This window comes from Escherichia sp. HH41S (genome assembly GCF_009820115.1).
GTDB classification, from domain to species: domain Bacteria; phylum Pseudomonadota; class Gammaproteobacteria; order Enterobacterales; family Enterobacteriaceae; genus Escherichia; species Escherichia coli_F.
In genome coordinates, this window is record NZ_VNXE01000123.1 from 340,377 (window position 1) to 365,763 (window position 25,387).

A 25,387-nucleotide genomic window follows, 5' to 3' on the forward strand; every position below is an offset into this window, starting at 1 on the left:
CAGTTTGCAAGTGACGGTATATAACCGAAAAGTGACTGAGCGTACATGTATACGAAGATTATTGGTACTGGCAGCTATCTGCCCGAACAAGTGCGGACAAACGCCGATTTGGAAAAAATGGTGGACACCTCTGACGAGTGGATTGTCACTCGTACCGGTATCCGCGAACGCCACATTGCCGCGCCAAACGAAACCGTTTCAACCATGGGCTTTGAAGCGGCGACACGCGCAATTGAGATGGCGGGCATTGAGAAAGACCAGATTGGCCTGATCGTTGTGGCAACAACTTCTGCTACGCACGCTTTCCCGAGCGCAGCATGTCAGATTCAAAGCATGTTGGGTATTAAAGGTTGCCCGGCATTTGACGTTGCAGCAGCCTGCGCAGGTTTCACCTACGCGTTAAGCGTAGCCGATCAATACGTGAAATCTGGGGCGGTGAAGTATGCTCTGGTCGTCGGTTCCGATGTACTGGCGCGCACCTGTGATCCAACAGATCGCGGGACTATTATTATTTTTGGCGATGGCGCGGGCGCTGCGGTGTTGGCTGCCTCTGAAGAGCCGGGAATCATCTCTACCCATCTGCACGCTGATGGTAGCTATGGTGAATTGCTGACGCTACCTAATGCTGACCGTGTGAATCCAGAGAATTCAATTCATCTGACGATGGCGGGCAACGAAGTCTTCAAGGTTGCGGTAACGGAACTGGCGCACATCGTTGATGAGACGCTGGCGGCGAATAATCTTGACCGTTCTCAACTGGACTGGCTGGTGCCGCATCAGGCTAACCTGCGTATTATCAGTGCAACGGCGAAAAAACTCGGCATGTCGATGGACAATGTCGTGGTGACGCTGGATCGCCACGGTAATACCTCTGCGGCCTCTGTCCCGTGCGCGCTGGATGAAGCTGTACGTGACGGGCGCATTAAGCCGGGGCAGTTGGTTCTGCTTGAAGCCTTTGGCGGTGGATTCACCTGGGGCTCCGCGCTGGTTCGTTTCTAGGATAAGGATTAAAACATGACGCAATTTGCATTTGTGTTCCCTGGACAGGGTTCTCAAACCGTTGGAATGCTGGCTGATATGGCGGCGAGCTATCCCATTGTCGAAGAAACGTTTGCTGAAGCTTCTGCGGCGCTGGGTTATGACCTGTGGGCGCTGACTCAGCAGGGGCCAGCCGAAGAACTTAATAAAACCTGGCAAACTCAGCCAGCGCTGTTGACTGCATCAGTTGCGCTGTACCGCGTATGGCAGCAGCAGGGCGGTAAAGCACCAGCGATGATGGCCGGTCACAGCCTCGGGGAATACTCTGCGCTGGTTTGCGCTGGTGTGATTGATTTCGCTGATGCGGTGCGTCTGGTTGAGATGCGCGGTAAGTTCATGCAAGAAGCCGTACCGGAAGGAACGGGCGCTATGGCGGCAATCATCGGTCTGGATGATGCGTCTATTGCGAAAGCGTGTGAAGAAGCTGCAGAAGGTCAGGTGGTTTCTCCGGTAAACTTCAACTCTCCAGGCCAGGTGGTAATTGCGGGACATAAAGAAGCCGTTGAGCGTGCTGGCGCTGCCTGTAAAGCTGCAGGCGCAAAACGCGCGCTGCCGTTGCCAGTGAGCGTACCGTCTCACTGTGCGCTGATGAAACCGGCAGCCGACAAACTGGCAGTAGAATTAGCAAAAATCACCTTTAACGCACCAACAGTACCTGTTGTGAATAACGTTGATGTGAAATGCGAAACCAATGGTGATGCCATCCGTGACGCACTGGTACGTCAGTTGTATAACCCGGTTCAGTGGACGAAGTCTGTTGAATACATGGCAGCGCAAGGCATAGAACATCTTTATGAAGTCGGCCCGGGCAAAGTGCTTACTGGCCTGACGAAACGCATTGTCGACACCCTGACCGCCTCGGCGCTGAACGAACCTTCAGCGATGGCAGCGGCGCTCGAGCTATAAAAGAGGAAAATCATGAATTTTGAAGGAAAAATCGCACTGGTAACCGGTGCAAGCCGCGGAATTGGCCGCGCAATTGCTGAAACGCTCGCAGCCCGTGGCGCGAAAGTTATTGGCACTGCGACCAGTGAAAACGGCGCTCAGGCGATCAGCGATTATTTAGGTGCTAACGGTAAAGGTCTGATGTTGAATGTGACCGATCCAGCATCTATCGAATCTGTTCTGGAAAAAATTCGCGCAGAATTTGGTGAAGTGGATATCCTGGTCAATAATGCCGGTATCACTCGTGATAACCTGTTAATGCGAATGAAAGATGAAGAGTGGAACGATATTATCGAAACTAACCTTTCATCTGTTTTCCGTCTGTCAAAAGCGGTAATGCGCGCTATGATGAAAAAGCGTCATGGTCGTATTATCACTATCGGTTCTGTGGTTGGTACCATGGGAAATGGCGGTCAGGCCAACTACGCTGCGGCGAAAGCGGGCTTGATCGGCTTCAGTAAATCACTGGCGCGCGAAGTTGCGTCACGCGGTATTACTGTAAACGTTGTTGCTCCGGGCTTTATTGAAACGGACATGACACGTGCGCTGAGCGATGACCAGCGTGCGGGTATCCTGGCGCAGGTTCCTGCGGGTCGCCTCGGCGGTGCACAGGAAATCGCCAACGCGGTTGCATTCCTGGCATCCGACGAAGCAGCTTACATCACGGGTGAAACTTTGCATGTGAACGGCGGGATGTACATGGTCTGACCGCGATTTGCACAAAATGCTCATGTTGCGCGCAGTCTGCGTGGTTATGAGTAATAATTAGTGCAAAATGATTTGCGTTATTGGGGGGTAAGGCCTCAAAATAACGTAAAATCGTGGTAAGACCTGCCGGGATTTAGTTGCAAATTTTTCAACATTTTATACACTACGAAAACCATCGCGAAAGCGAGTTTTGATAGGAAATTTAAGAGTATGAGCACTATCGAAGAACGCGTTAAGAAAATTATCGGCGAACAGCTGGGCGTTAAGCAGGAAGAAGTTACCAACAATGCTTCTTTCGTTGAAGACCTGGGCGCGGATTCTCTTGACACCGTTGAGCTGGTAATGGCTCTGGAAGAAGAGTTTGATACTGAGATTCCGGACGAAGAAGCTGAGAAAATCACCACCGTTCAGGCTGCCATTGATTACATCAACGGCCACCAGGCGTAAGTGAACATCTCCAGGCGGTCGTTCGACCGCCTGAGTTTTATCTTTTTGTCCCACTAGAATCATTTTTTCCCTCCCTGGAGGACAAACGTGTCTAAGCGTCGTGTAGTTGTGACCGGACTGGGCATGTTGTCTCCTGTCGGCAATACCGTAGAGTCTACCTGGAAAGCTCTGCTTGCCGGTCAGAGTGGCATCAGCCTAATCGACCATTTCGATACTAGCGCCTATGCAACGAAATTTGCTGGCTTAGTAAAGGATTTTAACTGTGAGGACATTATCTCGCGCAAAGAACAGCGCAAGATGGATGCCTTCATTCAATATGGAATTGTCGCTGGCGTTCAGGCCATGCAGGATTCTGGCCTTGAAATAACGGAAGAGAACGCAACCCGTATTGGTGCCGCAATTGGCTCCGGGATTGGCGGCCTCGGACTGATTGAAGAAAACCACACATCTCTGATGAATGGTGGCCCACGTAAGATCAGCCCATTCTTCGTTCCGTCAACGATTGTGAACATGGTGGCAGGTCATCTGACTATCATGTATGGCCTGCGTGGCCCAAGCATCTCTATCGCGACCGCCTGTACTTCTGGCGTGCACAACATCGGTCATGCTGCGCGTATTATCGCGTATGGCGATGCTGACGTGATGGTTGCAGGTGGCGCAGAGAAAGCCAGTACGCCGCTGGGCGTTGGTGGTTTTGGCGCGGCACGTGCATTATCTACCCGCAATGATAACCCGCAAGCGGCGAGCCGCCCGTGGGATAAAGAGCGCGATGGTTTCGTACTGGGCGATGGTGCCGGTATGCTGGTACTGGAAGAGTACGAACACGCGAAAAAACGCGGGGCGAAAATTTACGCTGAACTCGTTGGCTTTGGTATGAGCAGCGATGCTTACCATATGACGTCACCGCCAGAAAACGGCGCAGGCGCAGCTCTGGCAATGGCAAATGCTCTGCGTGATGCAGGCATTGAAGCGAGTCAGATTGGCTACGTTAACGCGCACGGTACTTCTACACCGGCTGGCGATAAAGCTGAAGCGCAGGCTGTTAAAAGCATCTTCGGTGAAGCTGCCAGCCGTGTGTTGGTGAGCTCCACGAAATCTATGACCGGTCACCTGTTAGGTGCGGCGGGTGCAGTAGAGTCTATCTACTCCATCCTGGCACTGCGCGATCAGGCTGTTCCGCCAACCATCAACCTGGATAATCCGGATGAAGGTTGCGATCTGGATTTCGTACCGCACGAAGCGCGTCAGGTTAGCGGAATGGAATACACGCTGTGTAACTCCTTCGGCTTCGGTGGTACTAATGGTTCTTTGATCTTTAAAAAGATCTAAGTTGTCATTTCCCACCCTTATAAAAGGTCCGCTTGCGGGCCTTTTTTCTTAGCTTTTATTCCGACTTGTTCCGTAGTGAACATGCTGCCACACTAACAATTCTCTGGTAAGGAGTTGGTATGTTCTTAATTAACGGTCATAAACAGGAATCGCTGGCAGCAAGCGATCGGGCTACGCAGTTTGGCGATGGTTGTTTCACCACCGCCAGAGTTATCGACGGTAAAGTCAGTTTGTTATCGGCACATATCCAGCGACTACAGGATGCTTGCCAGCAGTTGATGATTTCCTGTGACTTCTGGCCTCAGCTTGAACAAGAGATGAAAACGCTGGCAGCAGAACAGCAGAATGGTGTGCTGAAGGTCGTGATCAGTCGCGGTAGTGGCGGGCGAGGGTACAGCACATTGAACAGCGGACCGGCAACGCGGATTCTCTCTGTTACGGCTTATCCTGCACATTACGATCGTTTGCGTAACGATGGGATGATGTTGGCGCTAAGCCCGGTGCGGCTGGGGCGCAATCCTCATCTTGCAGGTATTAAACATCTTAATCGGCTTGAACAAGTATTGATCCGCTCTCATCTTGAGCAGACAAACGCTGATGAGGCGCTGGTCCTTGACAGCGAAGGGTGGGTTACGGAATGCTGTGCGGCTAATTTGTTCTGGCGGAAGGGCAATGTAGTTTATACGCCGCGACTGGAGCAGGCAGGTGTTAACGGCATTATGCGACAATTCTGTATCCGTTTACTGGCACAATCCTCTTATCAGCTTGTCGAAGTGCAAGCCACTCTGGAAGAGGCGTTGCAGGCAGATGAGATGGTTATTTGTAATGCGTTAATGCCAGTGATGCCCGTACGTGCCTGTGGCGATGTCTCCTTTTCGTCAGCAACGTTATATGAATATTTAGCCCCACTTTGTGAGCGCCCGAATTAGTCATGAAAAAAGTGTTATTGATTATCTTGTTATTGCTGGTGGTACTGGGTATCGCCGCTGGTGTGGGCGTCGGGAAGGTTCGCCATCTTGCCGACAGCAAATTGCTTATCAAAGAAGAGACGATATTTACCCTGAAGCCAGGGACCGGACGTCTGGCGCTCGGTGAACAGCTTTACGCCGATAAGATCATCAATCGCCCACGGGTTTTTCAATGGCTGCTGCGTATCGAACCGGATCTTTCTCACTTTAAAGCCGGGACTTACCGCTTTACACCGCAGATGACCGTGCGCGAGATGCTGAAATTGCTGGAAAGCGGTAAAGAAGCACAGTTCCCTCTGCGACTGGTAGAAGGGATGCGTCTGAGCGATTACCTCAAACAATTGCGTGAGGCTCCGTATATTAAGCACACGCTAAGCGATGATAAGTACGCTACCGTGGCGCAGGCACTTGAACTGGAAAACCCGGAGTGGATTGAAGGTTGGTTCTGGCCAGACACCTGGATGTATACCGCTAATACCACAGATGTCGCGTTACTCAAGCGTGCACACAAGAAAATGGTGAAAGCGGTCGATAGCGCCTGGGAAGGGCGTGCGGACGGTCTGCCTTATAAAGATAAAAACCAGTTGGTGACGATGGCATCAATTATCGAAAAAGAAACCGCCGTTTCCAGCGAACGCGATCAGGTTGCCTCGGTATTTATCAACCGTTTACGCATTGGTATGCGCCTGCAGACCGACCCGACCGTGATTTACGGGATGGGAGAGCGTTATAATGGCAAACTTTCTCGTGCAGACCTGGAAACGCCGACAGCGTATAACACCTATACCATTACCGGTTTGCCGCCAGGTGCGATAGCGACGCCGGGGGCGGATTCGCTGAAGGCTGCTGCGCATCCGGCAAAAACGCCTTATCTCTATTTTGTGGCCGATGGTAAAGGTGGTCACACGTTTAATACCAATCTTGCCAGTCATAACAAGTCTGTGCAGGATTATCTGAAAGTGCTTAAGGAAAAAAATGCGCAGTAAGTATATCGTCATTGAGGGGCTGGAAGGCGCAGGCAAAACTACCGCGCGTAACGTGGTGGTTGAGACGCTCGAGCAACTGGGTATCCGCGACATGGTTTTCACTCGGGAACCTGGCGGTACGCAACTTGCCGAAAAGTTAAGAAGCCTGGTGCTGGATATCAAATCGGTAGGCGATGAAGTCATTACCGATAAAGCCGAAGTTCTGATGTTTTATGCCGCGCGCGTTCAACTGGTAGAAACGGTCATCAAACCTGCGCTGACTAACGGCACCTGGGTGATTGGCGATCGCCACGATCTCTCCACTCAGGCGTATCAGGGCGGCGGACGTGGTATTGACCAACATATGCTGGCAACATTGCGTGATGCTGTTCTCGGGGATTTTCGCCCCGACTTAACGCTCTATCTCGATGTTACCCCGGAAGTTGGCTTAAAACGCGCGCGTGCGCGCGGCGAGCTGGATCGTATTGAGCAAGAGTCTTTCGATTTCTTTAATCGCACCCGCGCCCGCTATCTGGAACTGGCAGCACAAGATAAAAGCATTCATACCATTGATGCCACCCAGCCGCTGGAGTCCGTGATGGATGCAATCCGCACTACCGTGACCAATTGGGTGAAGGAGTTGGACGCATGAGATGGTATCCATGGTTACGACCTGATTTCGAAAAACTGGTAGCCAGCTATCAGGCCGGAAGAGGTCACCATGCGCTACTCATTCAGGCGTTACCGGGTATGGGCGAGGATGCTTTAATCTACGCCCTGAGCCGTTATTTACTCTGCCAACAACCGCAGGGCCACAAAAGTTGCGGTCACTGTCGTGGATGTCAGTTGATGCAGGCTGGCACGCATCCCGATTATTACACCCTGGCTCCCGAAAAAGGGAAAAATGCGCTGGGCATTGATGCGGTACGTGAAGTCACCGAAAAGTTAAATGAGCACGCACGCTTAGGTGGTGCGAAAGTTGTCTGGGTAACCGATGCTGCCTTACTGACTGACGCCGCGGCTAACGCATTGCTGAAAACGCTTGAAGAGCCGCCAGCAGAAACCTGGTTTTTCCTTGCTACCCGCGAGCCTGAACGTTTACTGGCAACATTACGTAGTCGTTGTCGGTTACATTACCTTGCGCCGCCGCCGGAACAGTACGCCGTGACCTGGCTTTCACGCGAAGTGACAATGTCACAGGATGCACTACTTGCCGCATTGCGCTTAAGCGCCGGTTCGCTTGGTGCGGCACTGGCGTTGTTTCAGGGAGATATCTGGCAGGCTCGTGAAACATTGTGTCAGGCGCTGGCATATAGCGTGCAATCGGGCGACTGGTATTCGCTGCTAGCGGCCCTTAATCATGAACAAGCTCCGGCGCGTTTACACTGGTTGGCAACGTTGCTGATGGATGCGCTAAAACGCCATCATGGCGCTGCGCAGGTTACCAATGTTGATGTGCCGGGCCTGGTCGTCGAACTGGCAAACCATCTTTCTCCCTCGCGTCTGCAGGCTATACTGGGGGATGTTTGCCACATTCGTGAACAGTTAATGTCTGTCACAGGTATTAACCGCGAGCTTCTCATCACCGATCTTTTACTGCGTATTGAGCATTACCTGCAACCGGGCGTTGTGCTACCGGTTCCTCATCTTTAAGAGAGACATCATGTTTTTAGTCGACTCACACTGCCATCTCGATGGTCTGGATTATGAATCTTTGCATAAGGACGTGGATGACGTTCTGGCGAAAGCCGCCGCACGCGATGTGAAATTTTGTCTGGCAGTCGCCACAACATTACCGGGTTATTTACACATGCGGGATCTGGTAGGCGAACGTGACAACGTCGTATTTTCTTGTGGCGTGCATCCACTCAACCAGAATGATCCCTACGATGTAGAAGATTTACGCCGTCTGGCGGCAGAAGAGGGCGTTGTTGCGCTGGGTGAAACCGGGTTGGATTATTATTACACGCCGGAAACTAAAGTACGGCAGCAAGAGTCCTTCATCCATCATATCCAGATTGGTCGTGAACTGAACAAGCCGGTAATCGTCCACACCCGTGACGCCCGCGCCGATACGCTGGCAATTCTGCGCGAAGAAAAAGTGACGGATTGCGGTGGCGTACTACACTGTTTTACAGAGGACAGAGAAACGGCGGGTAAATTACTGGATCTCGGATTTTACATCTCCTTTTCCGGCATTGTGACCTTCCGTAATGCGGAGCAACTGCGCGATGCCGCGCGTTATGTCCCCCTCGATCGGTTACTGGTAGAAACTGACTCACCTTACCTTGCACCGGTTCCGCATCGAGGAAAAGAGAATCAACCTGCGATGGTTCGTGACGTTGCAGAATACATGGCTGTGTTGAAAGGTGTTGCCGTTGAAGAACTGGCGCAGGTAACCACCGATAACTTCGCCCGTCTGTTTCACATCGACGCTTCCCGCCTTCAATCCATCCGTTGAATGAGTTTTTTTAAAGCTCGTAATTAATGGCTAAAACGAGTAAAGTTCACCGCCGAAAATTGGGCGGTGAATAACCACGTTTGAAATATTGTGACATATGTTTTGTCAAAATGTGCAACTTCTCCAATGATCTGAAGTTGAAACGTGATAGCCGTCAAACAAATCGGCACTGAATTATTTTACTCTGTGTAATAAATAAAGGGCGCTTAGATGCCCTGTACACGGCGAGGCTCTCCCCCCTTGCCACGCGTGAGAACGTAAAAAAGCACCCATACTCAGGAGCACTCTCAATTATGTTTAAGAATGCATTTGCTAACCTGCAAAAGGTCGGTAAATCGCTGATGCTGCCGGTATCCGTACTGCCTATCGCAGGTATTCTGCTGGGCGTCGGTTCCGCGAATTTCAGCTGGCTGCCCGCCGTTGTATCGCATGTTATGGCAGAAGCAGGCGGTTCCGTCTTTGCAAACATGCCACTGATTTTTGCGATCGGTGTCGCCCTCGGCTTTACCAATAACGATGGCGTATCCGCGCTGGCCGCAGTTGTTGCCTATGGCATCATGGTTAAAACCATGGCCGTGGTTGCGCCACTGGTACTGCATTTACCTGCTGAAGAAATCGCCGCTAAACACCTGGCGGATACTGGCGTACTCGGGGGGATCATCTCCGGTGCGATCGCAGCGTACATGTTTAACCGTTTCTACCGTATTAAGCTGCCTGAGTATCTTGGCTTCTTTGCCGGTAAACGCTTTGTGCCGATCATTTCAGGCCTGGCTGCCATCTTTACTGGCGTTGTGCTGTCCTTCATTTGGCCGCCTATTGGTTCTGCAATCCAGACCTTCTCTCAGTGGGCTGCTTACCAGAACCCGGTAGTTGCGTTTGGCATTTACGGTTTCATCGAACGTTGCCTGGTACCGTTTGGTCTGCACCACATCTGGAACGTACCTTTCCAGATGCAGATTGGTGAATACACCAACGCTGCAGGTCAGGTTTTCCACGGCGACATTCCGCGTTATATGGCGGGTGACCCGACTGCGGGTAAACTGTCTGGCGGCTTCCTGTTCAAAATGTACGGTCTGCCAGCTGCCGCAATTGCTATCTGGCACTCTGCTAAACCGGAAAACCGCGCGAAAGTGGGCGGTATCATGATCTCCGCGGCGCTGACCTCGTTCCTGACCGGTATCACCGAGCCGATCGAGTTCTCCTTCATGTTCGTTGCGCCGATCCTGTACATCATCCACGCGATTCTGGCAGGCCTGGCATTCCCAATCTGTATTCTTCTGGGGATGCGTGACGGTACGTCGTTCTCGCACGGTCTGATCGACTTCATCGTTCTGTCTGGTAACAGCAGCAAACTGTGGCTGTTCCCGATCGTCGGTATCGGTTATGCAATTGTTTACTACACCATCTTCCGCGTGCTGATTAAAGCACTGGATCTGAAAACGCCGGGTCGTGAAGATGCGACTGAAGATGCAAAAGCGACAGGTACCAGCGAAATGGCACCGGCTCTGGTTGCTGCGTTTGGTGGTAAAGAAAACATCACTAACCTCGACGCATGTATTACCCGTCTGCGCGTCAGCGTTGCTGATGTGTCTAAAGTGGATCAGGCTGGCCTGAAGAAACTGGGCGCAGCGGGCGTAGTGGTTGCTGGTTCTGGTGTTCAGGCGATTTTCGGTACTAAATCCGATAACCTGAAAACCGAGATGGATGAGTACATCCGTAACCACTAATCCGTAAGACGTTGGGGAGACTAAGGCAGCCAGATGGCTGCCTTTTTTACAGGTGTTATTCAGAATTGATACGTGCCGGTAATGCTGAAATTACGCGGTGCGCCGTAGACTATAGAACCTTCCACGTTGGTATCGTAGGTTTTGTCGAACAGGTTATTGACGTTCCCCTGTAACGAGAAGTTTTTCGTCACCTGGTAGCGGGTGAAGAGATCCACCAGCGCGTAGCTACCTTGCTCGGCGCGGAAGGTGCCATACGGTGTCACGGTGTCGGTATACACGCGATTTTGCCAGTTAACACCACCGCCGACCGTCAACTCTGGCATGACAGGCAACCGATAGCTGGTGAACATTTTAACCGTGGTGCGTGGCAGATTAGGATTAACGGCGTTTCCTTCGTTATCTTCTGCAATATAGCGCGTTGCGCCAAACGTCAGCTGCCAGTTGTCGGTAATTGCGCCGTTGAGTTCAAATTCCACACCTTTACTGACTGTCCCATCCACCGCTTTATAGGCGGTTTCGCCGTTGCTGCCGGGGATAGGTGTACCGGTGGACTGAGCGACATTATCCTGCTCAATACGGAAGATGGCTAACGTGGTGGTCAGACGGCTATTCATCCAGTCCGATTTCAGACCCAGCTCGTAGTTGTTACCGGTGATTGGAGCCAGATATTTGCCTGAACTGTCACGATCATTTTGCGGCTGGAAAATAGAGGTATAGCTGGCGTAGGTCGACCAGTTGTCATTAATGTCAAACACCAGACCAGCATAAGGCGTGGTGTGGTTTTTCTCCATGCTGTAAGTCAGCGTATCAACCCGCCAGTTGGTATAACGTGCGCCGAGGATCAGATGCAGCGGATCGGCAAGGGTGACACGAGTGGCAGCATATAACGATTTCATATGTGTGGTATCGTCCTGCGCCAGATTCTGTGGTGACCAGTCGGTTTGTGGGAAATTGCCATTAAAGTTGTAGAAACTGCCAATTTCATCCGGGAAGATGTTGGCCCATGAACTGAAGTAACGATTGTTTTGTTTGCTGTAACTGCCACCAAACATGAGATTGTGCTGACGACCAAACAATTCATAACTACCGTCAGCGAACAAATCCAGCGCATCAACTTTACGTTTGCCGCTGTTCCAACCGGTGCCGCCGACATAATCAAAGCCAGGTCCATAATTACTGTATGGCCCAACCAGCATACCATCCGCTTTGTTTACATAGGCATCGACATACATCATTTTGCTGTCAAATTCGACTTCGGAGTGGGTGGCATTCAGTGTCGCTTGCCAGGTATCAGCAAACCGCTGCTTCAGGGTCATAAAGACCTTGTTGATCTCTTTATCGTTGTACGCCCAGTCAGGTGCGGTACTGCGTGCGCGATCGTAACTGTTGCTGCTGCCATCAGTATTCCAGCGCGGTAAACCGCCCCACGTTGGGCTATTAACATCAATGCGCTGATATTCGTAACCGGCTGAAAGCGTCGTAAGATCGCCTAAATCAGCATCAACAATGCCGGAGAAGAAGGTCTTTTCACTGTTGTAGCGGTCCATCCATGAGTCGTTATTCTGGTAGCCGCCGACAATTCGCGCGCGGATTTTACCATCTTCGGTGAGTGGGCTTTGTAAATCCGCCACATACCGTTCTTTGTTCCAGCTACCGTATTCCGCCGAGACATCGCCTTTAAATTCACGACTGGTCGCGTGTTTTCGAACCATATTAATTGCCGCAGATGGATTCCCCGTCCCGGTCATGAGTCCTGTCGCGCCACGCACTACTTCTACGCGTTCAAACAGTGCCATATCAGAAAGTGCGTCGCCCAGATTCCAGCGCGATTCAAAATAGGTGGGGATACCATCAACCATATAGTTATCGATCTGGAATCCGCGGGAATAATAAAGAGCACGATCGGAATCCGCCTGACTTTTGCTGATCCCCAGCGTGTTTTCCATCACTTCGCCCAGCGTTTGTAACTGCTGATCTTCCATCCGCTGCTGACTAACAATAGTGACCGACTGAGGAATATCACGTTGAGTCATCTGCATTTTGGTACCCGCAGAGGTAGACGTTACGCTGTAATCATTTTCGTCATCAACTGGAGTAGTGGCGGAACCCTCAACAATCACCGTTTCTTCAGTGGCTGGTGCAGCAAAAGCGGCGGAAGGTAAGAGTGCCAGTGCTATGCAACCGGCAAGTAGTGACGGTTTGGAGGTGGTTTGATGTTGATTATCCCTGTTAAATTGTGTTGAAAGCATTTGAAATCTCTTGGTTTATGTTGTCGTCAGGCTCATGCCGGAGGAGGATGATGAGCGGTTATATATAGTGTGCGAATAATTTTGCATGTAAATGCAAATGAGAAATATACGCATTCATATTTGGCGTGTAAACCAAACAGAGAATGTCTTTTCAGCGAATTCGCAGGCAGAAATGGGAATAATGACGATATATACGGCAGTAAAACGATTTTTTGCTTAAGAAATCGTGAGTTAAGGTTGAAAGAGCAGGTTTAACTCGACCATACTCTATACTCGCAGTATGGCGCGGCGTAGCATGGCGCAACGCATGGCTATTTGAAAAAGGAAAATGTCGTGGCAGAAGAAACTATATTCAGCAAAATTATTCGTCGTGAGATCCCCTCCGATATCGTCTACCAGGATGATCTGGTAACGGCGTTTCGCGATATTTCGCCGCAAGCGCCAACGCATATTCTGATCATTCCAAATATCCTCATTCCGACTGTGAACGACGTGTCTGCTGAGCATGAGCAGGCGCTGGGACGCATGATCACCGTAGCGGCAAAAATTGCTGAGCAAGAAGGTATTGCCGAAGATGGCTATCGTCTGATCATGAACACCAATCGCCATGGCGGACAAGAGGTGTATCACATCCATATGCACTTGTTGGGTGGCCGTCCGCTGGGACCAATGCTGGCGCATAAAGGTCTGTAACGATGAGAAAAGGATGCTTTGGGCTGGTGTCTCTGGCGTTGTTAGTGCTGGTGGGCTGTCGTTCACATCCGGAAATTCCGGTGAATGATGAGCAATCGCTGGTGATGGAGTCATCTTTATTGGCTGCGGGCATCAGTGCAGAAAAGCCCGTCCTTTCGACGTCTGATATTCAACCTTCAGCATCCTCAACGCTTTATAACGAAAGGCAAGAACCCGTTACCGTTCATTATCGTTTTTACTGGTATGACGCCAGAGGACTTGAGATGCATCCTCTGGAAACGCCACGCAGCGTTACCATTCCCGCACATTCGGCGGTAACGCTATACGGCAGCGCCAATTTTCTGGGGGCGCACAAAGTCAGACTTTATCTATATTTGTAAGGGGTGAATCTTGATGATAAAAATGAGTCGCTACGCTTTGATTGCCGCGCTGGCGATGTTTCTCGCCGGGTGTGTGGGGCAACGTGAACCTGCACCGGTAGAAGAAGTGAAACCAGCGCCGGAACAACCAGCCGAGCCACAACAGCCTGTCCCCACAGTGCCCTCGGTGCCGACGATCCCGCAGCAGCCAGGGCCAATTGAGCACGAAGATCAAACTGCACCGCCTGCACCGCATATTCGCCATTATGACTGGAATGGCGCAATGCAGCCGATGGTCAGTAAGATGCTTGGGGCTGACGGGGTGACTGCGGGTAGCGTCCTTCTGGTTGATAGCGTTAACAACCGTACTAACGGTTCGCTGAATGCCGCAGAAGCGACCGAAACGCTGCGAAATGCGCTGGCTAATAACGGTAAATTTACCCTGGTTTCCGCCCAGCAGCTGTCGATGGCGAAGCAACAGTTAGGTTTGTCGCCGCAGGACAGTTTAGGTACCCGTAGTAAAGCCATAGGCATTGCCCGCAACGTCGGTGCTCATTACGTGCTGTACTCCAGCGCCTCTGGCAACGTTAACGCTCCGACCCTACAAATGCAGCTAATGCTGGTGCAGACGGGCGAAATTATCTGGTCAGGTAAAGGTGCCGTTTCGCAGCAATAATCCCATCACGCGCGACGAATTGCTGTCGCGCTTTTTCCCGCAATTTCATCCCGTCACGACGTTTAATAGTGGGCTTAGCGGCGGGAGTTTTCTCATTGAACATCAGGGCCAGCGTTTTGTTGTGCGTCAGCCGCACGATCTTGATGCGCCGCGGTTCGCGTTCTTGCGCCAGTATCGGGCTTTATCACAACTACCCGCATGCATTGCACCGAAGCCGCATTTATATCTCCGTGACTGGATGGTGGTCGACTATCTGCCCGGCGAGGTAAAAACGCATTTGCCGGATACCAACGAACTGGCAGGCTTGCTGTATTATCTACATCAACAGCCGCGTTTTGGCTGGCGAATAACGCTGCTGCCGTTACTGGAACTGTACTGGCAGCAAAGCGATCCGGTGCGGCGGACAGCGGGTTGGCTGCGAATGTTAAAACGTCTGCGCAAAGCGCGGGAACCACAGCCTTTACGCTTGTGTCCATTGCATATGGATATCCACGCCGGAAATTTAGTGCATAGCGCGTCAGGATTAAAACTTATCGACTGGGAGTATGCCGGAGATGGTGATATCGCGCTGGAACTGGCGGCGGTGTGGGTGGAAAATACTGACCAGCATCGGCGATTGGTTAATGACTATGCCGCGCGCGCGAAGATTAATCCGGCGCAATTATGGCATCAGGTCAGGCGATGGTTTCCCTGGCTGCTGATGCTCAAAGCTGGGTGGTTTGAGTACCGCTGGCGACAAACCGGCGATCAACAATTTATCAGGCTTGCCGATGACACCTGGCGGCAGCTATCAATAAAACAATAAGGAGAGCAGTGTGGGTCCAGTAATGTTGGATGTCGAAGGTTACGAACTGGACGCGGAAGAGCGTGAAATACTGGCGCATCCGCTGGTAGGAGGGCTGATTCTCTTTACGCGTAACTATCACGATCCTGCCCAGTTACGCGAACTGGTGCGCCAGATCCGTGCAGCTTCGCGCAATCATCTGGTGGTGGCGGTGGATCAGGAAGGTGGGCGTGTGCAGCGTTTTCGTGAAGGTTTTACCCGCTTGCCAGCGGCACAGTCATTCGCTGCGCTGTTGGGAATGGAAGAAGGTGGAAAACTGGCGCAAGAGGCCGGTTGGCTCATGGCCTGCGAAATGATTGCTATGGATATTGATATCAGCTTTGCGCCAGTGCTGGACGTCGGGCACACAAGCGCGGCGATTGGCGAGCGTTCTTATCATGCCGATCCCGAAAAAGCCCTGGCAATGGCCAGCCGCTTTATTGATGGCATGCATGAAGCCGGAATGAAAACCACCGGTAAACACTTCCCTGGGCATGGTGCGGTAACGGCAGACTCACACAAAGAGACGCCGCGTGACCCTCGTCCACAAGCGGAAATTCGTGCCAAGGATATGTCGGTATTCAGCGCATTAATCCGTGAAAATAAACTCGACGCCATTATGCCTGCGCATGTGATCTACAGTGATGTCGATCCGCGTCCTGCGAGCGGTTCTCCCCACTGGCTGAAAACCGTTTTACGCCAGGAACTGGGTTTTGACGGCGTGATTTTCTCCGACGATTTATCGATGGAAGGTGCCGCGATTATGGGCAGTTATGCCGAACGCGGGCAGGCATCACTGGATGCGGGTTGCGATATGATCCTGGTCTGCAATAATCGTAAAGGGGCCGTCAGCGTGTTAGATAATCTGTCACCGATCAAGGCAGAACGTGTTACACGTTTGTATCATAAAGGTTCATTTTCGCGACAGGAACTGATGGACTCGGCTCGCTGGAAAGAGATCAGCGCCCGTCTGAATCAGTTATATGAACGCTGGCAGGAAGAGAAAGCAGGTCACTAACCCTGGCTTATGTGAGGAAGCGATGATTATCTATTTACACGGTTTTGACTCTAACAGTCCGGGTAACCACGAGAAAGTCTTACAATTGCAGTTTATTGACCCGGATGTACGCTTGATAAGCTACAGTACGCGGCATCCGAAACATGATATGCAGCATCTGCTCAAAGAAGTGGACAAAATGTTGCAACTGAACGTCGACGAGCGTCCGCTGATTTGCGGCGTTGGTCTGGGCGGATACTGGGCGGAACGGATTGGTTTTCTTTGCGATATCCGCCAGGTGATCTTCAACCCTAATTTGTTCCCTTATGAGAACATGGAAGGCAAGATTGATCGCCCGGAAGAGTATGCCGATATTGCCACTAAGTGTGTGACCAACTTCCGCGAGAAGAATCGCGATCGTTGTCTGGTGATTTTGTCGCGTAACGATGAAGCGCTTAACAGCCAGCGGACATCTGAAGAGTTGCATCATTATTACGAGATTGTCTGGGACGAAGAGCAGACGCACAAATTCAAGAATATCTCCCCGCATTTGCAGCGCATTAAAGCGTTCAAAACCCTCGGTTAAATGCCCTCGTCGCATCAGGTAACCTTGCTGATACCTGATGCGTTCCAGATTCTGTAAATTCTGTAGGTCGGATAAGGCGTTCACGCCGCATCCGACACTGGCAATGTGCCTGATGCGACGCCGCTCGCGTCTTATCAGGCCTACCAAACGCCCTCCATATACGTCTCACCCTCCTGAATTCGTTTAAATAATAAACAATAAGCTGTATTTTTTGATCTCAGCCGGTAAATCAGCCTATCTTTTCAGCAATAAAACTTGATTAACATCAATTTTGGTATGACCAATGCACCATTCATGTTATTCTCAATAACGAAGAACATTTTCATTGCTGTAACCTGTTGTTAATTAAGAGCTATGTTAATAACTATTAGTTAACAATTGGTTAATAAATTTAAGGGGGTCACGTTGACTACGCCATTGAAAAAAATTGTGATTGTCGGCGGCGGTGCTGGTGGGCTGGAAATGGCGACACAGCTGGGACATAAGCTGGGACGCAAGAAAAAAGCCAAAATTACGCTGGTCGATCGTAACCACAGCCACTTGTGGAAACCGCTGTTGCACGAAGTGGCGACTGGCTCGCTTGATGAAGGCGTCGATGCGTTGAGCTATCTGGCCCATGCGCGCAATCATGGTTTCCAGTTCCAGCTGGGTTCCGTCATTGATATTGATCGTGAAGCGAAAACAATCACTATTGCAGAACTGCGCGACGAGAAAGGAGAACTGCTGGTTCCGGAACGTAAAATCGCCTATGACACCCTGGTAATGGCGTTGGGCAGCACCTCTAACGATTTCAATACGCCAGGAGTCAAAGAGAACTGCATTTTCCTCGATAACCCGCATCAGGCGCGTCGTTTCCACCAGGAGATGCTGAATCTGTTCCTGAAATACTCCGCCAACCTGGGCGCGAATGGTAAAGTGAACATTGCGATTGTCGGCGGCGGCGCGACGGGTGTAGAACTCTCCGCAGAATTGCACAACGCGGTCAAGCAACTGCACAGCTACGGTTATAAAGGTCTGACCAACGAAGCCCTGAACGTAACGCTGGTAGAAGCGGGCGAACGTATTTTGCCTGCGTTGCCGCCACGTATTTCTGCTGCGGCCCACAATGAGTTAACGAAACTTGGCGTTCGCGTGCTGACGCAAACCATGGTCACCAGTGCTGATGAAGGCGGCCTGCACACTAAAGATGGCGAATATATTGAGGCTGATCTGATGGTGTGGGCAGCCGGGATCAAAGCGCCAGACTTCCTGAAAGATATTGGTGGTCTCGAAACCAACCGTATCAACCAGCTGGTAGTGGAACCGACGCTGCAAACCACACGCGATCCCGACATTTACGCTATTGGCGACTGTGCGTCATGCCCACGTCCGGAAGGGGGCTTTGTTCCGCCGCGTGCTCAGGCCGCACACCAAATGGCGACCTGCGCAATGAACAACATTCTGGCGCAGATGAACGGCAAGCCGCTGAAAAATTATCAGTATAAAGATCACGGTTCGCTGGTATCGTTGTCGAATTTCTCCACCGTTGGTAGCCTGATGGGTAACCTGACTCGCGGCTCAATGATGATTGAAGGACGTATCGCGCGCTTTGTATATATTTCGCTGTACCGAATGCATCAGATTGCGCTACATGGTTACTTTAAAACTGGATTAATGATGCTGGTGGGTAGTATCAACCGCGTTATTCGTCCGCGTTTGAAGTTGCATTAATCGACGTACACTGGCGGATGTGGCGTAAACGCCTTATCCGCCCTGGACAAATGGTACGAGCGGTAGGCCTGATATGACGCGTTAAGCGTCGCATCAGGCATTCCTTCAGACTCCTCCGAATCCCTAAGTATTTCCAGCCATTCCCGCGCTTTTCATCTTCTGTCTGATAGCTGCTTTTCTCCTTCACTTGCATGATTGGCATAACAGCAAAGAAGGAGGTGTTCCCGTGAATAAATCAATGTTGGCGGGTATGGGGATTGGTGTCGCAGCTGCGTTGGGTGTAGCGGCAGTGGCCAGTCTGAACGTGTTTGAACGTGGCCCGCAATACGCTCAGGTTGTTTCTGCAACCCCAATCAAGGAAACGGTTAAAACACCGCGTCAGGAGTGTCGCAACGTCACAGTGACCCATCGTCGACCGGTGCAGGATGAAAATCGCATTACCGGGTCGGTGCTCGGCGCTGTTGCTGGCGGCGTGATAGGGCATCAGTTTGGCGGTGGTCGCGGTAAAGATGTCGCCACTGTTGTGGGGGCGCTGGGAGGTGGCTATGCCGGTAACCAGATCCAGGGCTCTCTCCAGGAAAGCGATACTTACACGACTACGCAACAGCGTTGTAAAACGGTGTATGACAAGTCAGAAAAAATGCTCGGTTATGATGTGACCTATAAGATTGGCGATCAGCAGGGCAAAATCCGCATGGACCGCGATCCGGGTACGCAGATCCCGTTAGATGGCAACGGGCAACTGATTTTGAATAACAAAGTATAACAAGGCTGTATTCTGCAATTTAGCCCCCCATTCGCTCAGGCTGAGGGGCTTTTTTTTGCGCCTTATTTCACCAGTTCGGGCCATAAACGCAAAGTCGTTCGGGCAATCTGCATCAGTTTTTCCAGCGATGCACCTTCGCGTGCGCTGATCGACATCCCCTGAATAATACAATTAAGGAATTCAGCCAGATGCGTCACATCACAGTGGGTCGGGATTTCCCCGCGCGCTTGTCGTTGACATAAAAACTGCTGCAAAGTGCGCTCTTGCATCGCATGGCGTGATTTCAGCGTATTGGCGATATCTCCGGAATCCGGGGAGAGGGTGGTGCAGTTATTGATCATAAAGCAGCCAGCCGGGGTGTCTTTGCTGGTAAAGCAGTTGGCGATGGCAGCAAAATAGTCAGCCAGCGCAGACTCCACGCTTTTCTCTTCACAAAACAGCTGTGCTTCATGCTTAGCGGCAAAACGATCGATATAGCGGTCGAGTACGGCGCGGAATAACCCCTCTTTGTTGGTAAATTCCGCGTATAGCGTGGGCGCTTTGGCTCCGGTCGCTTCGACGAGGTCCGCAAGAGAAGTCGCTTCATAACCGTGCTGCCAGAACAATTTCATGGCCTTATCAAGCGCGGCATCCCTGTCGAACACTTTTGGGCGGCCACGGCTTTTTTTTACACATTGTGTTGAGTCAGTTGCCATGATGCCGTTGTACCTGGTGACTGTGAATGAAAGGTTATTATAAAAATAATCACCTCCGTTCACCAGTCCACAAACCATAAAAATAATTGCTTTCTATTTAACTGAAATTTAAAGATTTTTAAATTAATTAATGATTGTTATAAAAAATATCTTGTATGTGATCCAGATCACATCTATCATTTAGTTATCGATCGTTAAGTAATTGCTTGCGACGTCATTCATCTGCATAAGGCCACTATTATGAAAAACGTAAAAACCCTCATCGCTGCGGCGATTTTAAGCTCAATGTCATTTGCCAGCTTTGCGGCTGTCGAAGTTCAGTCAACGCCAGAAGGCCAACAAAAAGTCGGTACTATCAGTGCTAACGCGGGGACAAATCTGGGATCGCTGGAAGAGCAGCTGGCGCAAAAAGCGGATGAGATGGGCGCAAAATCTTTCCGTATTACTTCTGTAACCGGTCCGAATACCCTCCATGGAACAGCAGTAATTTATAAATAAGCATTAACCCTCATTAATGCCTGCTACTGCTGATTTTTTTCCCCGCGACATGCCGTGTCGCGGGGATTTTTTTATCCAGGATTTACAAAGTTTGTGGGCTCACTTGATGACGGCGGACATCCACCGGCATCCCGGAACGGACATCCATCACATGCTGCATCACTTCAGCGTCAGTTTGCGCTGCATCTTTAAATGATTGCATTGCGCTATTCAGTGTAATTGGCAGCAGCTGCGGATCGTCATCAATCTTCTCTGACAGCGGTTGATGTACTTCAACCAGACGCGCACCGTTTGGTTCGGCAGAGACTTTAATCGGGGTGTTGATGATATTCACTTTGGTACCTGGGGTGACCTGGCTAAAGAGTGTTTTGATATCGTCATCCCGCAGACGAATACAGCCAGAACTTACCCGCATGCCAATGCCGAAATCGGCGTTCGTACCGTGAAGCAAATAAACACCGCCATAGGCCGCCAGACGAATCGCATGATGGCCCATTGGGTTATCCGGTCCAGCCGGAACTACCGCAGGCAACTCAATTCCCTGTGCCTTATACCGCGCGCGAATGTTTGCCGTTGGCGTCCAGGTTGGGTTTGCACGCTTGTCAGAAACGGTGGTCACCATTGTCGGTGTCAGCGTGTCACCACCCAACTGACCAATGCCGATGGGATACACGGTTACCGAATTTTTACCCGGCGGGTAGTAATAGAGACGCAGTTCCGCAATATTGATCACAATGCCTTCGCGCGGCGCATCTGGAAGTAGGGTTTGCAACGGGATCGTTAACACGCTACCCGCGCGCGGCACGTAAGGATCAACGCCGGGGTTAGCCTGTAACAGAGCGAGAAAGCCGACATTATATTTTTTGGCGATGGCTTCCAGAGAACCACCGTCATTTTCCACCACATGAAATTTGTTTTCGCCAACCAGACGACTGCCTGTTGTCGGCAGCGGCCAGGTGTTGGCTTTTACCGGTAGCGCCAGCGCCACGGCAGCGGCGAACGTAAAAAACGTTAGCCAGCGAGAAAAACGCGTTTTGATCATCACCAAAAATCCATAATAAATATAAGGTTATTGTAATAAACAGATAAGCCTGAATTATGGATGGTGACAGTGTCGGATAGTGCAGGGAAGTGCAAATAATTTGTAAATGTTGCAGATGGGGGCGCAGAAACGCCCCCAATTTACCATTAAGCGATCGCGTTCTCTTCCAGTTCACGCATAAACTGGCGAATCCATTCGATACGCGTTTTCCGCTCGCTCAAATCCTGAATAAACTTCAGGCGCGTCGGGCCATCGAGGCGATAATGCTGCGGCTGTTTTTGCAGCAAACCAATCAACCAGGCCGGATTAACGTGATTCTTCTCGGCAAATTCGATCACCCCACCTTTCTCATTACCTTCCAGCTTCCTGATCCCCAGCTTCTGCGCTTGCTGGCGCAAACGAGCAATATCCAGCAGGGTGCGTGCCGGATCCGGCAGCAGGCCGAAACGATCGATAAGCTCAACTTTGATCTCTTCCAGTTCGTTTTCCGTTTTGGCGCTGGCAATACGTTTATAGAACGACAAACGCGTATTCACGTCAGGGATGAAATCATCTGGTAATAGCGACGGCATCCTCAGTTCGACTTCCGTTTGCTGGCTAGTGAGATCTTCCAGCGACGGCTCGCGTCCGGCTTTCAGCGCATCGACGGCGTTTTCCAGCAACTCCATATACAGCGAGAAACCGATGGTTTCCATTGAGCCGCTTTGTTCTTCGCCAAGCAGTTCACCTGCGCCGCGAATCTCCAGATCGTGCGTTGCCAGCGCAAAACCTGCACCGAGATCTTCCAGCGAGGCAATCGCTTCAAGACGTTTTTGCGCATCGGTGGTCATCGCTTTTGGATGCGGCGTCAGCAACCATGCATATGCCTGATGATGCGAACGTCCGACGCGACCGCGCAACTGGTGCAGCTGTGCCAGACCGAAGTGATCCGCGCGTTCAATGATAATGGTGTTGGCAGTCGGGATATCGATCCCGGTTTCGATAATGGTGGTACAAACCAGCACGTTGAAACGTTGATGATGGAAATCATTCATCACCCGTTCCAGTTCGCGCTCGCGCATCTGCCCGTGACCGATGGCGATCCGCGCCTCTGGCACCAGTTCCGCCAGTCGTTCGGCGGCTTTCTGAATGTTTTCCACATCATTGTAGAGATAATAAACCTGCCCCCCGCGCAGAATTTCGCGCAGGATCGCCTCTCGGACCACCAGACTGTCATACTCACGGACAAAGGTTTTAACTGCCAGACGACGGGCTGGCGGCGTGGCAATAATCGACAGATCGCGCATTCCGCTCATCGCCATATTCAGCGTACGTGGGATCGGCGTTGCGGTAAGTGTCAGAATATCCACGTTCGCCCGCATCGCTTTAATGCGCTCTTTATGACGCACCCCGAAGCGGTGTTCTTCATCGACAATCAGCAAGCCTAAATCTTTAAACTTGACGTCATTTTGCAGCAGTTTGTGCGTACCGATCAGAATATCGATTTTCCCTTCCGCCACTTCCGCAAGGATTTGCGTCTGCTCTTTGGCGCTGCGGAAACGGGAGATCATTTCGATGCGTACTGGCCAGTTGGCGAAACGGTCGCGGAAGTTGTCGTAATGCTGCTGCGCGAGAAGGGTGGTAGGCACCAGCACCGCCACCTGCTTGTGGTTATCTACCGCCAGGAAAGCGGCGCGCATCGCGACTTCAGTTTTCCCAAAGCCAACATCGCCGCACACCAGACGATCCATTGCCAGCGGCTGACACATGTCACTAAGCACCGCATTAATGGCCTGCGCCTGATCCGGCGTGGTTTCAAACGGGAAGCTGTCGCAGAACAACTGATACTGCTCACGATCGTGTTTAAACGCGAAGCCCTCTTTGGCGGCGCGTTGCGCGTAGATATCCAGCAATTCCGCCGCCACATCACGCACTTTTTCCGCCGCTTTCTGCCGCGCGCGTGACCACGCATCGCCGCCAAGTTTATGCAGCGGGGCATTTTCTTCCGCGCCACCGGCGTACCGGCTAATCAGATGCAGTGACGACACCGGAACATACAGTTTGGCATCGTTGGCATAGGTGAGCATCAAATACTCGCCGGTAATGCCGCCGGCTTCCAGCGTGGTCATTCCTGCATAGCGCCCGACGCCGTGCTCCAGATGGACCACCGGCTGACCAATATGCAGCTCCGCAAGGTTACGGATCAGTGTATCGGGGTTGATGGCGCGGCGAGAATCCTGACGACGACGGGCAACGCGTTCACCGAGCAGATCGCTTTCGCAAATCAGCGCCAGATTACGTACCGTATCGATAAAGCCATGTTCGGCAGCGCCAATCATCAGATAACGCCCGCGGTCGCTGGCTTCATCAAGACGCATAATGCGTTGTGGGGCGATTTTGATTCGGGCGAGCAACTCACCCAGCGCTTCACGGCGGCCTTCACTTTCCACCGAGAACACTACCGGACCGTCGAAAGACTCGAGGAACTTACGCAGTGCATCCAGCGGTGCTTTTTGTTGTGCCTGAACGGCCAGATCTGGCAGCTTCTGAAAACTTAAATTGGTATTCGCTGCTTTTGTCGGTAAATGTTCGGTTTTTAGCTGTACGCGCGGCCAGTTTTTCAGCTCTGAAAAGAACTCGTCTACCCGCAGCCAGAGCGATTGTGGCGGTAATAGCGGGCGCATCGGATCGACGCCGCGATTTTCAAAACGCGCCAGCGTGTCAGCCTGGAAACGTTCGGCACTGTTTTCCAGATCGCCAGTATTCACCAACAGCGTATTGGCAGGGAAATAACTGAACAGTGGCGGCAGCGGTTCGCTGAAGAATAGCGGCTGCCAGTACTCGATCCCGGCAGGCAATGTGCCTTTACTCACTTGCTGATAAATATGTTCCGCATCGCGCTTCACTTCGAAAGTATCACGCCACTGACTGCGGAACAGTTCAATTGCCGCTTTATCGGTCGGAAATTCGTGCGCGGGCAACAGATTGATGGCTTCTACTTCCTCCAGCGTGCGCTGGCTGTCAACGTCAAATACGCGCAGGCTATCGATTTCATCATCAAAAAAATCAAGACGATAAGGCAAGTCGCTGCCCATCGGGAAAAGATCCAGCAACGCGCCGCGCGTGGCGTATTCGCCGTGCTCCATAACCTGGTCAACATGGCGATAACCGGCACTGTCCAGTTGCGTACGCAAGGCATCACGAGATAACCGCTGACCTTTTTTCATCATCAGCGCGTGGCCGTGGAGGAAACTGTGCGGGCAAACGCGCTGCATAAGCGTATTCACCGGAACAATCAGTACGCCACGCTGCATCGTTGGTAGCTGGTAAAGAGTGGAAAGGCGTGAGGAGATAATGTCCTGATGAGGCGAAAAACTGTCGTAGGGAAGGGTTTCCCAGTCCGCCAGATTCATCACCATCTGATCGGTAAACTGGCTGATTTCATCATGCAAACGCAGAGCATTTTGCATATCTGGTGCAATAAGTACCACCGGACCGGCGTGACGTTCGGCAATTTCCGCTACCAGCGTCGCGCAGGCAGCGCCAGTTAACTCGCCCAGCAGACGCTGCTCACCCGCTTTGACGGGCAGCGTATAACGATATTGTTCAGGCATAACGGTTGTCAGATTCTCGTTAGGATATGCCTCAACATATGGGGGCATATCTCTGATAAGCAATGCTGTTCATTATCCGTAATCGACATGGTTTAGCAAATTGAATCGCCCC

24 protein-coding genes are annotated in these 25,387 nt (G+C 51.4%); 20 read left to right on the forward strand and 4 right to left on the reverse strand.

Annotated features, from left to right (window positions below):
* Positions 1 to 45: 45 nt before the first annotated feature.
* From fabH to ptsG, 11 genes are all read left to right on the forward strand, one after another.
* The gene (fabH, locus tag FQZ95_RS25745; protein ID WP_000288132.1) at positions 46 to 999 is read left to right on the forward strand and encodes a beta-ketoacyl-ACP synthase III; all 954 of its coding nucleotides are present in this window, start codon (positions 46 to 48) and stop codon (positions 997 to 999) included.
* Between the two features lie 15 nt (positions 1,000 to 1,014).
* Positions 1,015 to 1,944 carry an ACP S-malonyltransferase gene (gene fabD / locus FQZ95_RS25750; RefSeq protein WP_032183939.1) on the forward strand — a complete coding sequence of 310 codons (930 nt, stop codon included), beginning with the start codon at positions 1,015 to 1,017 and terminating at the stop codon, positions 1,942 to 1,944.
* Positions 1,945 to 1,956: 12 nt separating this feature from the next.
* Positions 1,957 to 2,691 carry a 3-oxoacyl-ACP reductase FabG gene (gene fabG, locus FQZ95_RS25755; protein ID WP_001008535.1) on the forward strand — a complete coding sequence of 245 codons (735 nt, stop codon included), beginning with the start codon at positions 1,957 to 1,959 and terminating at the stop codon, positions 2,689 to 2,691.
* A gap of 210 nt (positions 2,692 to 2,901) precedes the next feature.
* On the forward strand, positions 2,902 to 3,138 hold the full coding sequence (acpP, locus tag FQZ95_RS25760) for an acyl carrier protein (protein ID WP_000103754.1): 237 nt from the start codon (positions 2,902 to 2,904) through the stop codon (positions 3,136 to 3,138).
* Between the two features lie 87 nt (positions 3,139 to 3,225).
* Positions 3,226 to 4,467, forward strand: a complete 1,242-nt coding sequence (gene fabF / locus FQZ95_RS25765; RefSeq protein WP_000044678.1) for a beta-ketoacyl-ACP synthase II — start codon at positions 3,226 to 3,228, stop codon at positions 4,465 to 4,467.
* Between the two features lie 119 nt (positions 4,468 to 4,586).
* Entirely contained in the window at positions 4,587 to 5,396 is an 810-nt protein-coding gene (gene pabC / locus FQZ95_RS25770) for an aminodeoxychorismate lyase (RefSeq protein ID WP_160530952.1), read from the forward strand.
* A 2-nt stretch (positions 5,397 to 5,398) separates the two neighbouring features.
* Positions 5,399 to 6,421 carry a cell division protein YceG gene (yceG, locus tag FQZ95_RS25775; RefSeq protein ID WP_160530954.1) on the forward strand — a complete coding sequence of 341 codons (1,023 nt, stop codon included), beginning with the start codon at positions 5,399 to 5,401 and terminating at the stop codon, positions 6,419 to 6,421.
* The gene (gene tmk, locus FQZ95_RS25780) at positions 6,411 to 7,052 is read left to right on the forward strand and encodes a dTMP kinase (protein ID WP_001257014.1); all 642 of its coding nucleotides are present in this window, start codon (positions 6,411 to 6,413) and stop codon (positions 7,050 to 7,052) included. Before yceG ends, tmk begins: the two co-directional genes overlap by 11 nt.
* The gene (gene holB, locus FQZ95_RS25785) at positions 7,049 to 8,053 is read left to right on the forward strand and encodes a DNA polymerase III subunit delta' (RefSeq protein WP_160530956.1); all 1,005 of its coding nucleotides are present in this window, start codon (positions 7,049 to 7,051) and stop codon (positions 8,051 to 8,053) included. Before tmk ends, holB begins: the two co-directional genes overlap by 4 nt.
* 10 nt (positions 8,054 to 8,063) lie before the next feature.
* Positions 8,064 to 8,861 (forward strand): metal-dependent hydrolase, encoded by a 798-nt coding sequence (locus FQZ95_RS25790; protein WP_000480245.1) that lies wholly within the window; start codon positions 8,064 to 8,066, stop codon positions 8,859 to 8,861.
* A 293-nt stretch (positions 8,862 to 9,154) separates the two neighbouring features.
* Positions 9,155 to 10,588, forward strand: coding sequence for a PTS glucose transporter subunit IIBC (gene ptsG / locus FQZ95_RS25795; protein WP_034167088.1), 1,434 nt, complete (start codon positions 9,155 to 9,157; stop codon positions 10,586 to 10,588).
* 59 nt (positions 10,589 to 10,647) lie between these two features.
* Here ptsG and fhuE read toward each other — a convergent pair whose 3' ends face one another.
* Positions 10,648 to 12,837: a ferric-rhodotorulic acid/ferric-coprogen receptor FhuE gene (fhuE, locus tag FQZ95_RS25800; RefSeq protein WP_160530958.1), complete on the reverse strand. Its 2,190-nt coding sequence runs from the start codon at positions 12,835 to 12,837 to the stop codon at positions 10,648 to 10,650.
* A 333-nt stretch (positions 12,838 to 13,170) separates the two neighbouring features.
* Here fhuE and hinT point away from each other — a divergent pair, with 333 nt between their 5' ends.
* The 8 genes from hinT (at position 13,171) to FQZ95_RS25840 (ending at position 19,447) form a co-directional block, all read left to right on the forward strand.
* A complete protein-coding gene (gene hinT, locus FQZ95_RS25805; protein WP_000807125.1) occupies positions 13,171 to 13,530 on the forward strand; it encodes a purine nucleoside phosphoramidase in 360 nt (119 codons plus the stop codon).
* A 2-nt stretch (positions 13,531 to 13,532) separates the two neighbouring features.
* Positions 13,533 to 13,910: a YcfL family protein gene (locus FQZ95_RS25810; protein WP_001225293.1), complete on the forward strand. Its 378-nt coding sequence runs from the start codon at positions 13,533 to 13,535 to the stop codon at positions 13,908 to 13,910.
* Between the two features lie 13 nt (positions 13,911 to 13,923).
* A complete protein-coding gene (gene lpoB / locus FQZ95_RS25815) occupies positions 13,924 to 14,565 on the forward strand; it encodes a penicillin-binding protein activator LpoB (RefSeq protein WP_000594311.1) in 642 nt (213 codons plus the stop codon).
* Complete coding sequence (gene thiK, locus FQZ95_RS25820) at positions 14,546 to 15,370, forward strand: thiamine kinase (RefSeq protein WP_160530960.1); 825 nt, start codon at positions 14,546 to 14,548, stop codon at positions 15,368 to 15,370. The genes lpoB and thiK overlap by 20 nt, the downstream gene beginning before the upstream one ends.
* Positions 15,371 to 15,380: 10 nt before the next feature.
* Complete coding sequence (gene nagZ / locus FQZ95_RS25825; protein ID WP_160530962.1) at positions 15,381 to 16,406, forward strand: beta-N-acetylhexosaminidase; 1,026 nt, start codon at positions 15,381 to 15,383, stop codon at positions 16,404 to 16,406.
* A 22-nt stretch (positions 16,407 to 16,428) separates the two neighbouring features.
* A complete protein-coding gene (gene ycfP, locus FQZ95_RS25830) occupies positions 16,429 to 16,971 on the forward strand; it encodes an alpha/beta hydrolase YcfP (RefSeq protein ID WP_000587933.1) in 543 nt (180 codons plus the stop codon).
* A 405-nt stretch (positions 16,972 to 17,376) separates the two neighbouring features.
* Positions 17,377 to 18,681: an NADH-quinone dehydrogenase gene (ndh, locus tag FQZ95_RS25835; RefSeq protein ID WP_000211045.1), complete on the forward strand. Its 1,305-nt coding sequence runs from the start codon at positions 17,377 to 17,379 to the stop codon at positions 18,679 to 18,681.
* 226 nt (positions 18,682 to 18,907) lie between these two features.
* A complete protein-coding gene (locus tag FQZ95_RS25840; RefSeq protein WP_001043462.1) occupies positions 18,908 to 19,447 on the forward strand; it encodes a glycine zipper 2TM domain-containing protein in 540 nt (179 codons plus the stop codon).
* A gap of 62 nt (positions 19,448 to 19,509) precedes the next feature.
* Here the strand turns inward: FQZ95_RS25840 and comR are convergent, their stop codons facing one another.
* Positions 19,510 to 20,142: a TetR family copper-responsive transcriptional repressor ComR gene (gene comR / locus FQZ95_RS25845; RefSeq protein WP_001356845.1), complete on the reverse strand. Its 633-nt coding sequence runs from the start codon at positions 20,140 to 20,142 to the stop codon at positions 19,510 to 19,512.
* Between the two features lie 240 nt (positions 20,143 to 20,382).
* Here comR and bhsA point away from each other — a divergent pair, with 240 nt between their 5' ends.
* Positions 20,383 to 20,640, forward strand: coding sequence for a multiple stress resistance protein BhsA (gene bhsA, locus FQZ95_RS25850; protein WP_000800153.1), 258 nt, complete (start codon positions 20,383 to 20,385; stop codon positions 20,638 to 20,640).
* An 82-nt stretch (positions 20,641 to 20,722) separates the two neighbouring features.
* Here bhsA and ldtC read toward each other — a convergent pair whose 3' ends face one another.
* Both ldtC and mfd read right to left on the reverse strand, forming a co-directional pair.
* Entirely contained in the window at positions 20,723 to 21,685 is a 963-nt protein-coding gene (ldtC, locus tag FQZ95_RS25855) for a L,D-transpeptidase LdtC (protein ID WP_160530964.1), read from the reverse strand.
* A gap of 143 nt (positions 21,686 to 21,828) precedes the next feature.
* Positions 21,829 to 25,275, reverse strand: a complete 3,447-nt coding sequence (gene mfd, locus FQZ95_RS25860; RefSeq protein ID WP_160530966.1) for a transcription-repair coupling factor — start codon at positions 25,273 to 25,275, stop codon at positions 21,829 to 21,831.
* Positions 25,276 to 25,387: the final 112 nt, after the last annotated feature.

Coding starts and splice junctions, on each gene's coding strand:
- fabH (WP_000288132.1), top strand. CDS start 46: ATGTATACGAAGATTATTGGTACTGGCAGCTATCTGCCCGAACAAGTG.
- fabD (WP_032183939.1), top strand. CDS start 1,015: ATGACGCAATTTGCATTTGTGTTCCCTGGACAGGGTTCTCAAACCGTT.
- fabG (WP_001008535.1), top strand. CDS start 1,957: ATGAATTTTGAAGGAAAAATCGCACTGGTAACCGGTGCAAGCCGCGGA.
- acpP (WP_000103754.1), top strand. CDS start 2,902: ATGAGCACTATCGAAGAACGCGTTAAGAAAATTATCGGCGAACAGCTG.
- pabC (WP_160530952.1), top strand. CDS start 4,587: ATGTTCTTAATTAACGGTCATAAACAGGAATCGCTGGCAGCAAGCGAT.
- yceG (WP_160530954.1), top strand. CDS start 5,399: ATGAAAAAAGTGTTATTGATTATCTTGTTATTGCTGGTGGTACTGGGT.
- tmk (WP_001257014.1), top strand. CDS start 6,411: ATGCGCAGTAAGTATATCGTCATTGAGGGGCTGGAAGGCGCAGGCAAA.
- holB (WP_160530956.1), top strand. CDS start 7,049: ATGAGATGGTATCCATGGTTACGACCTGATTTCGAAAAACTGGTAGCC.
- FQZ95_RS25790 (WP_000480245.1), top strand. CDS start 8,064: ATGTTTTTAGTCGACTCACACTGCCATCTCGATGGTCTGGATTATGAA.
- ptsG (WP_034167088.1), top strand. CDS start 9,155: ATGTTTAAGAATGCATTTGCTAACCTGCAAAAGGTCGGTAAATCGCTG.
- fhuE (WP_160530958.1), bottom strand. CDS start 12,837: ATGCTTTCAACACAATTTAACAGGGATAATCAACATCAAACCACCTCC.
- FQZ95_RS25810 (WP_001225293.1), top strand. CDS start 13,533: ATGAGAAAAGGATGCTTTGGGCTGGTGTCTCTGGCGTTGTTAGTGCTG.
- lpoB (WP_000594311.1), top strand. CDS start 13,924: ATGATAAAAATGAGTCGCTACGCTTTGATTGCCGCGCTGGCGATGTTT.
- ycfP (WP_000587933.1), top strand. CDS start 16,429: ATGATTATCTATTTACACGGTTTTGACTCTAACAGTCCGGGTAACCAC.
- comR (WP_001356845.1), bottom strand. CDS start 20,142: ATGGCAACTGACTCAACACAATGTGTAAAAAAAAGCCGTGGCCGCCCA.
- bhsA (WP_000800153.1), top strand. CDS start 20,383: ATGAAAAACGTAAAAACCCTCATCGCTGCGGCGATTTTAAGCTCAATG.
- mfd (WP_160530966.1), bottom strand. CDS start 25,275: ATGCCTGAACAATATCGTTATACGCTGCCCGTCAAAGCGGGTGAGCAG.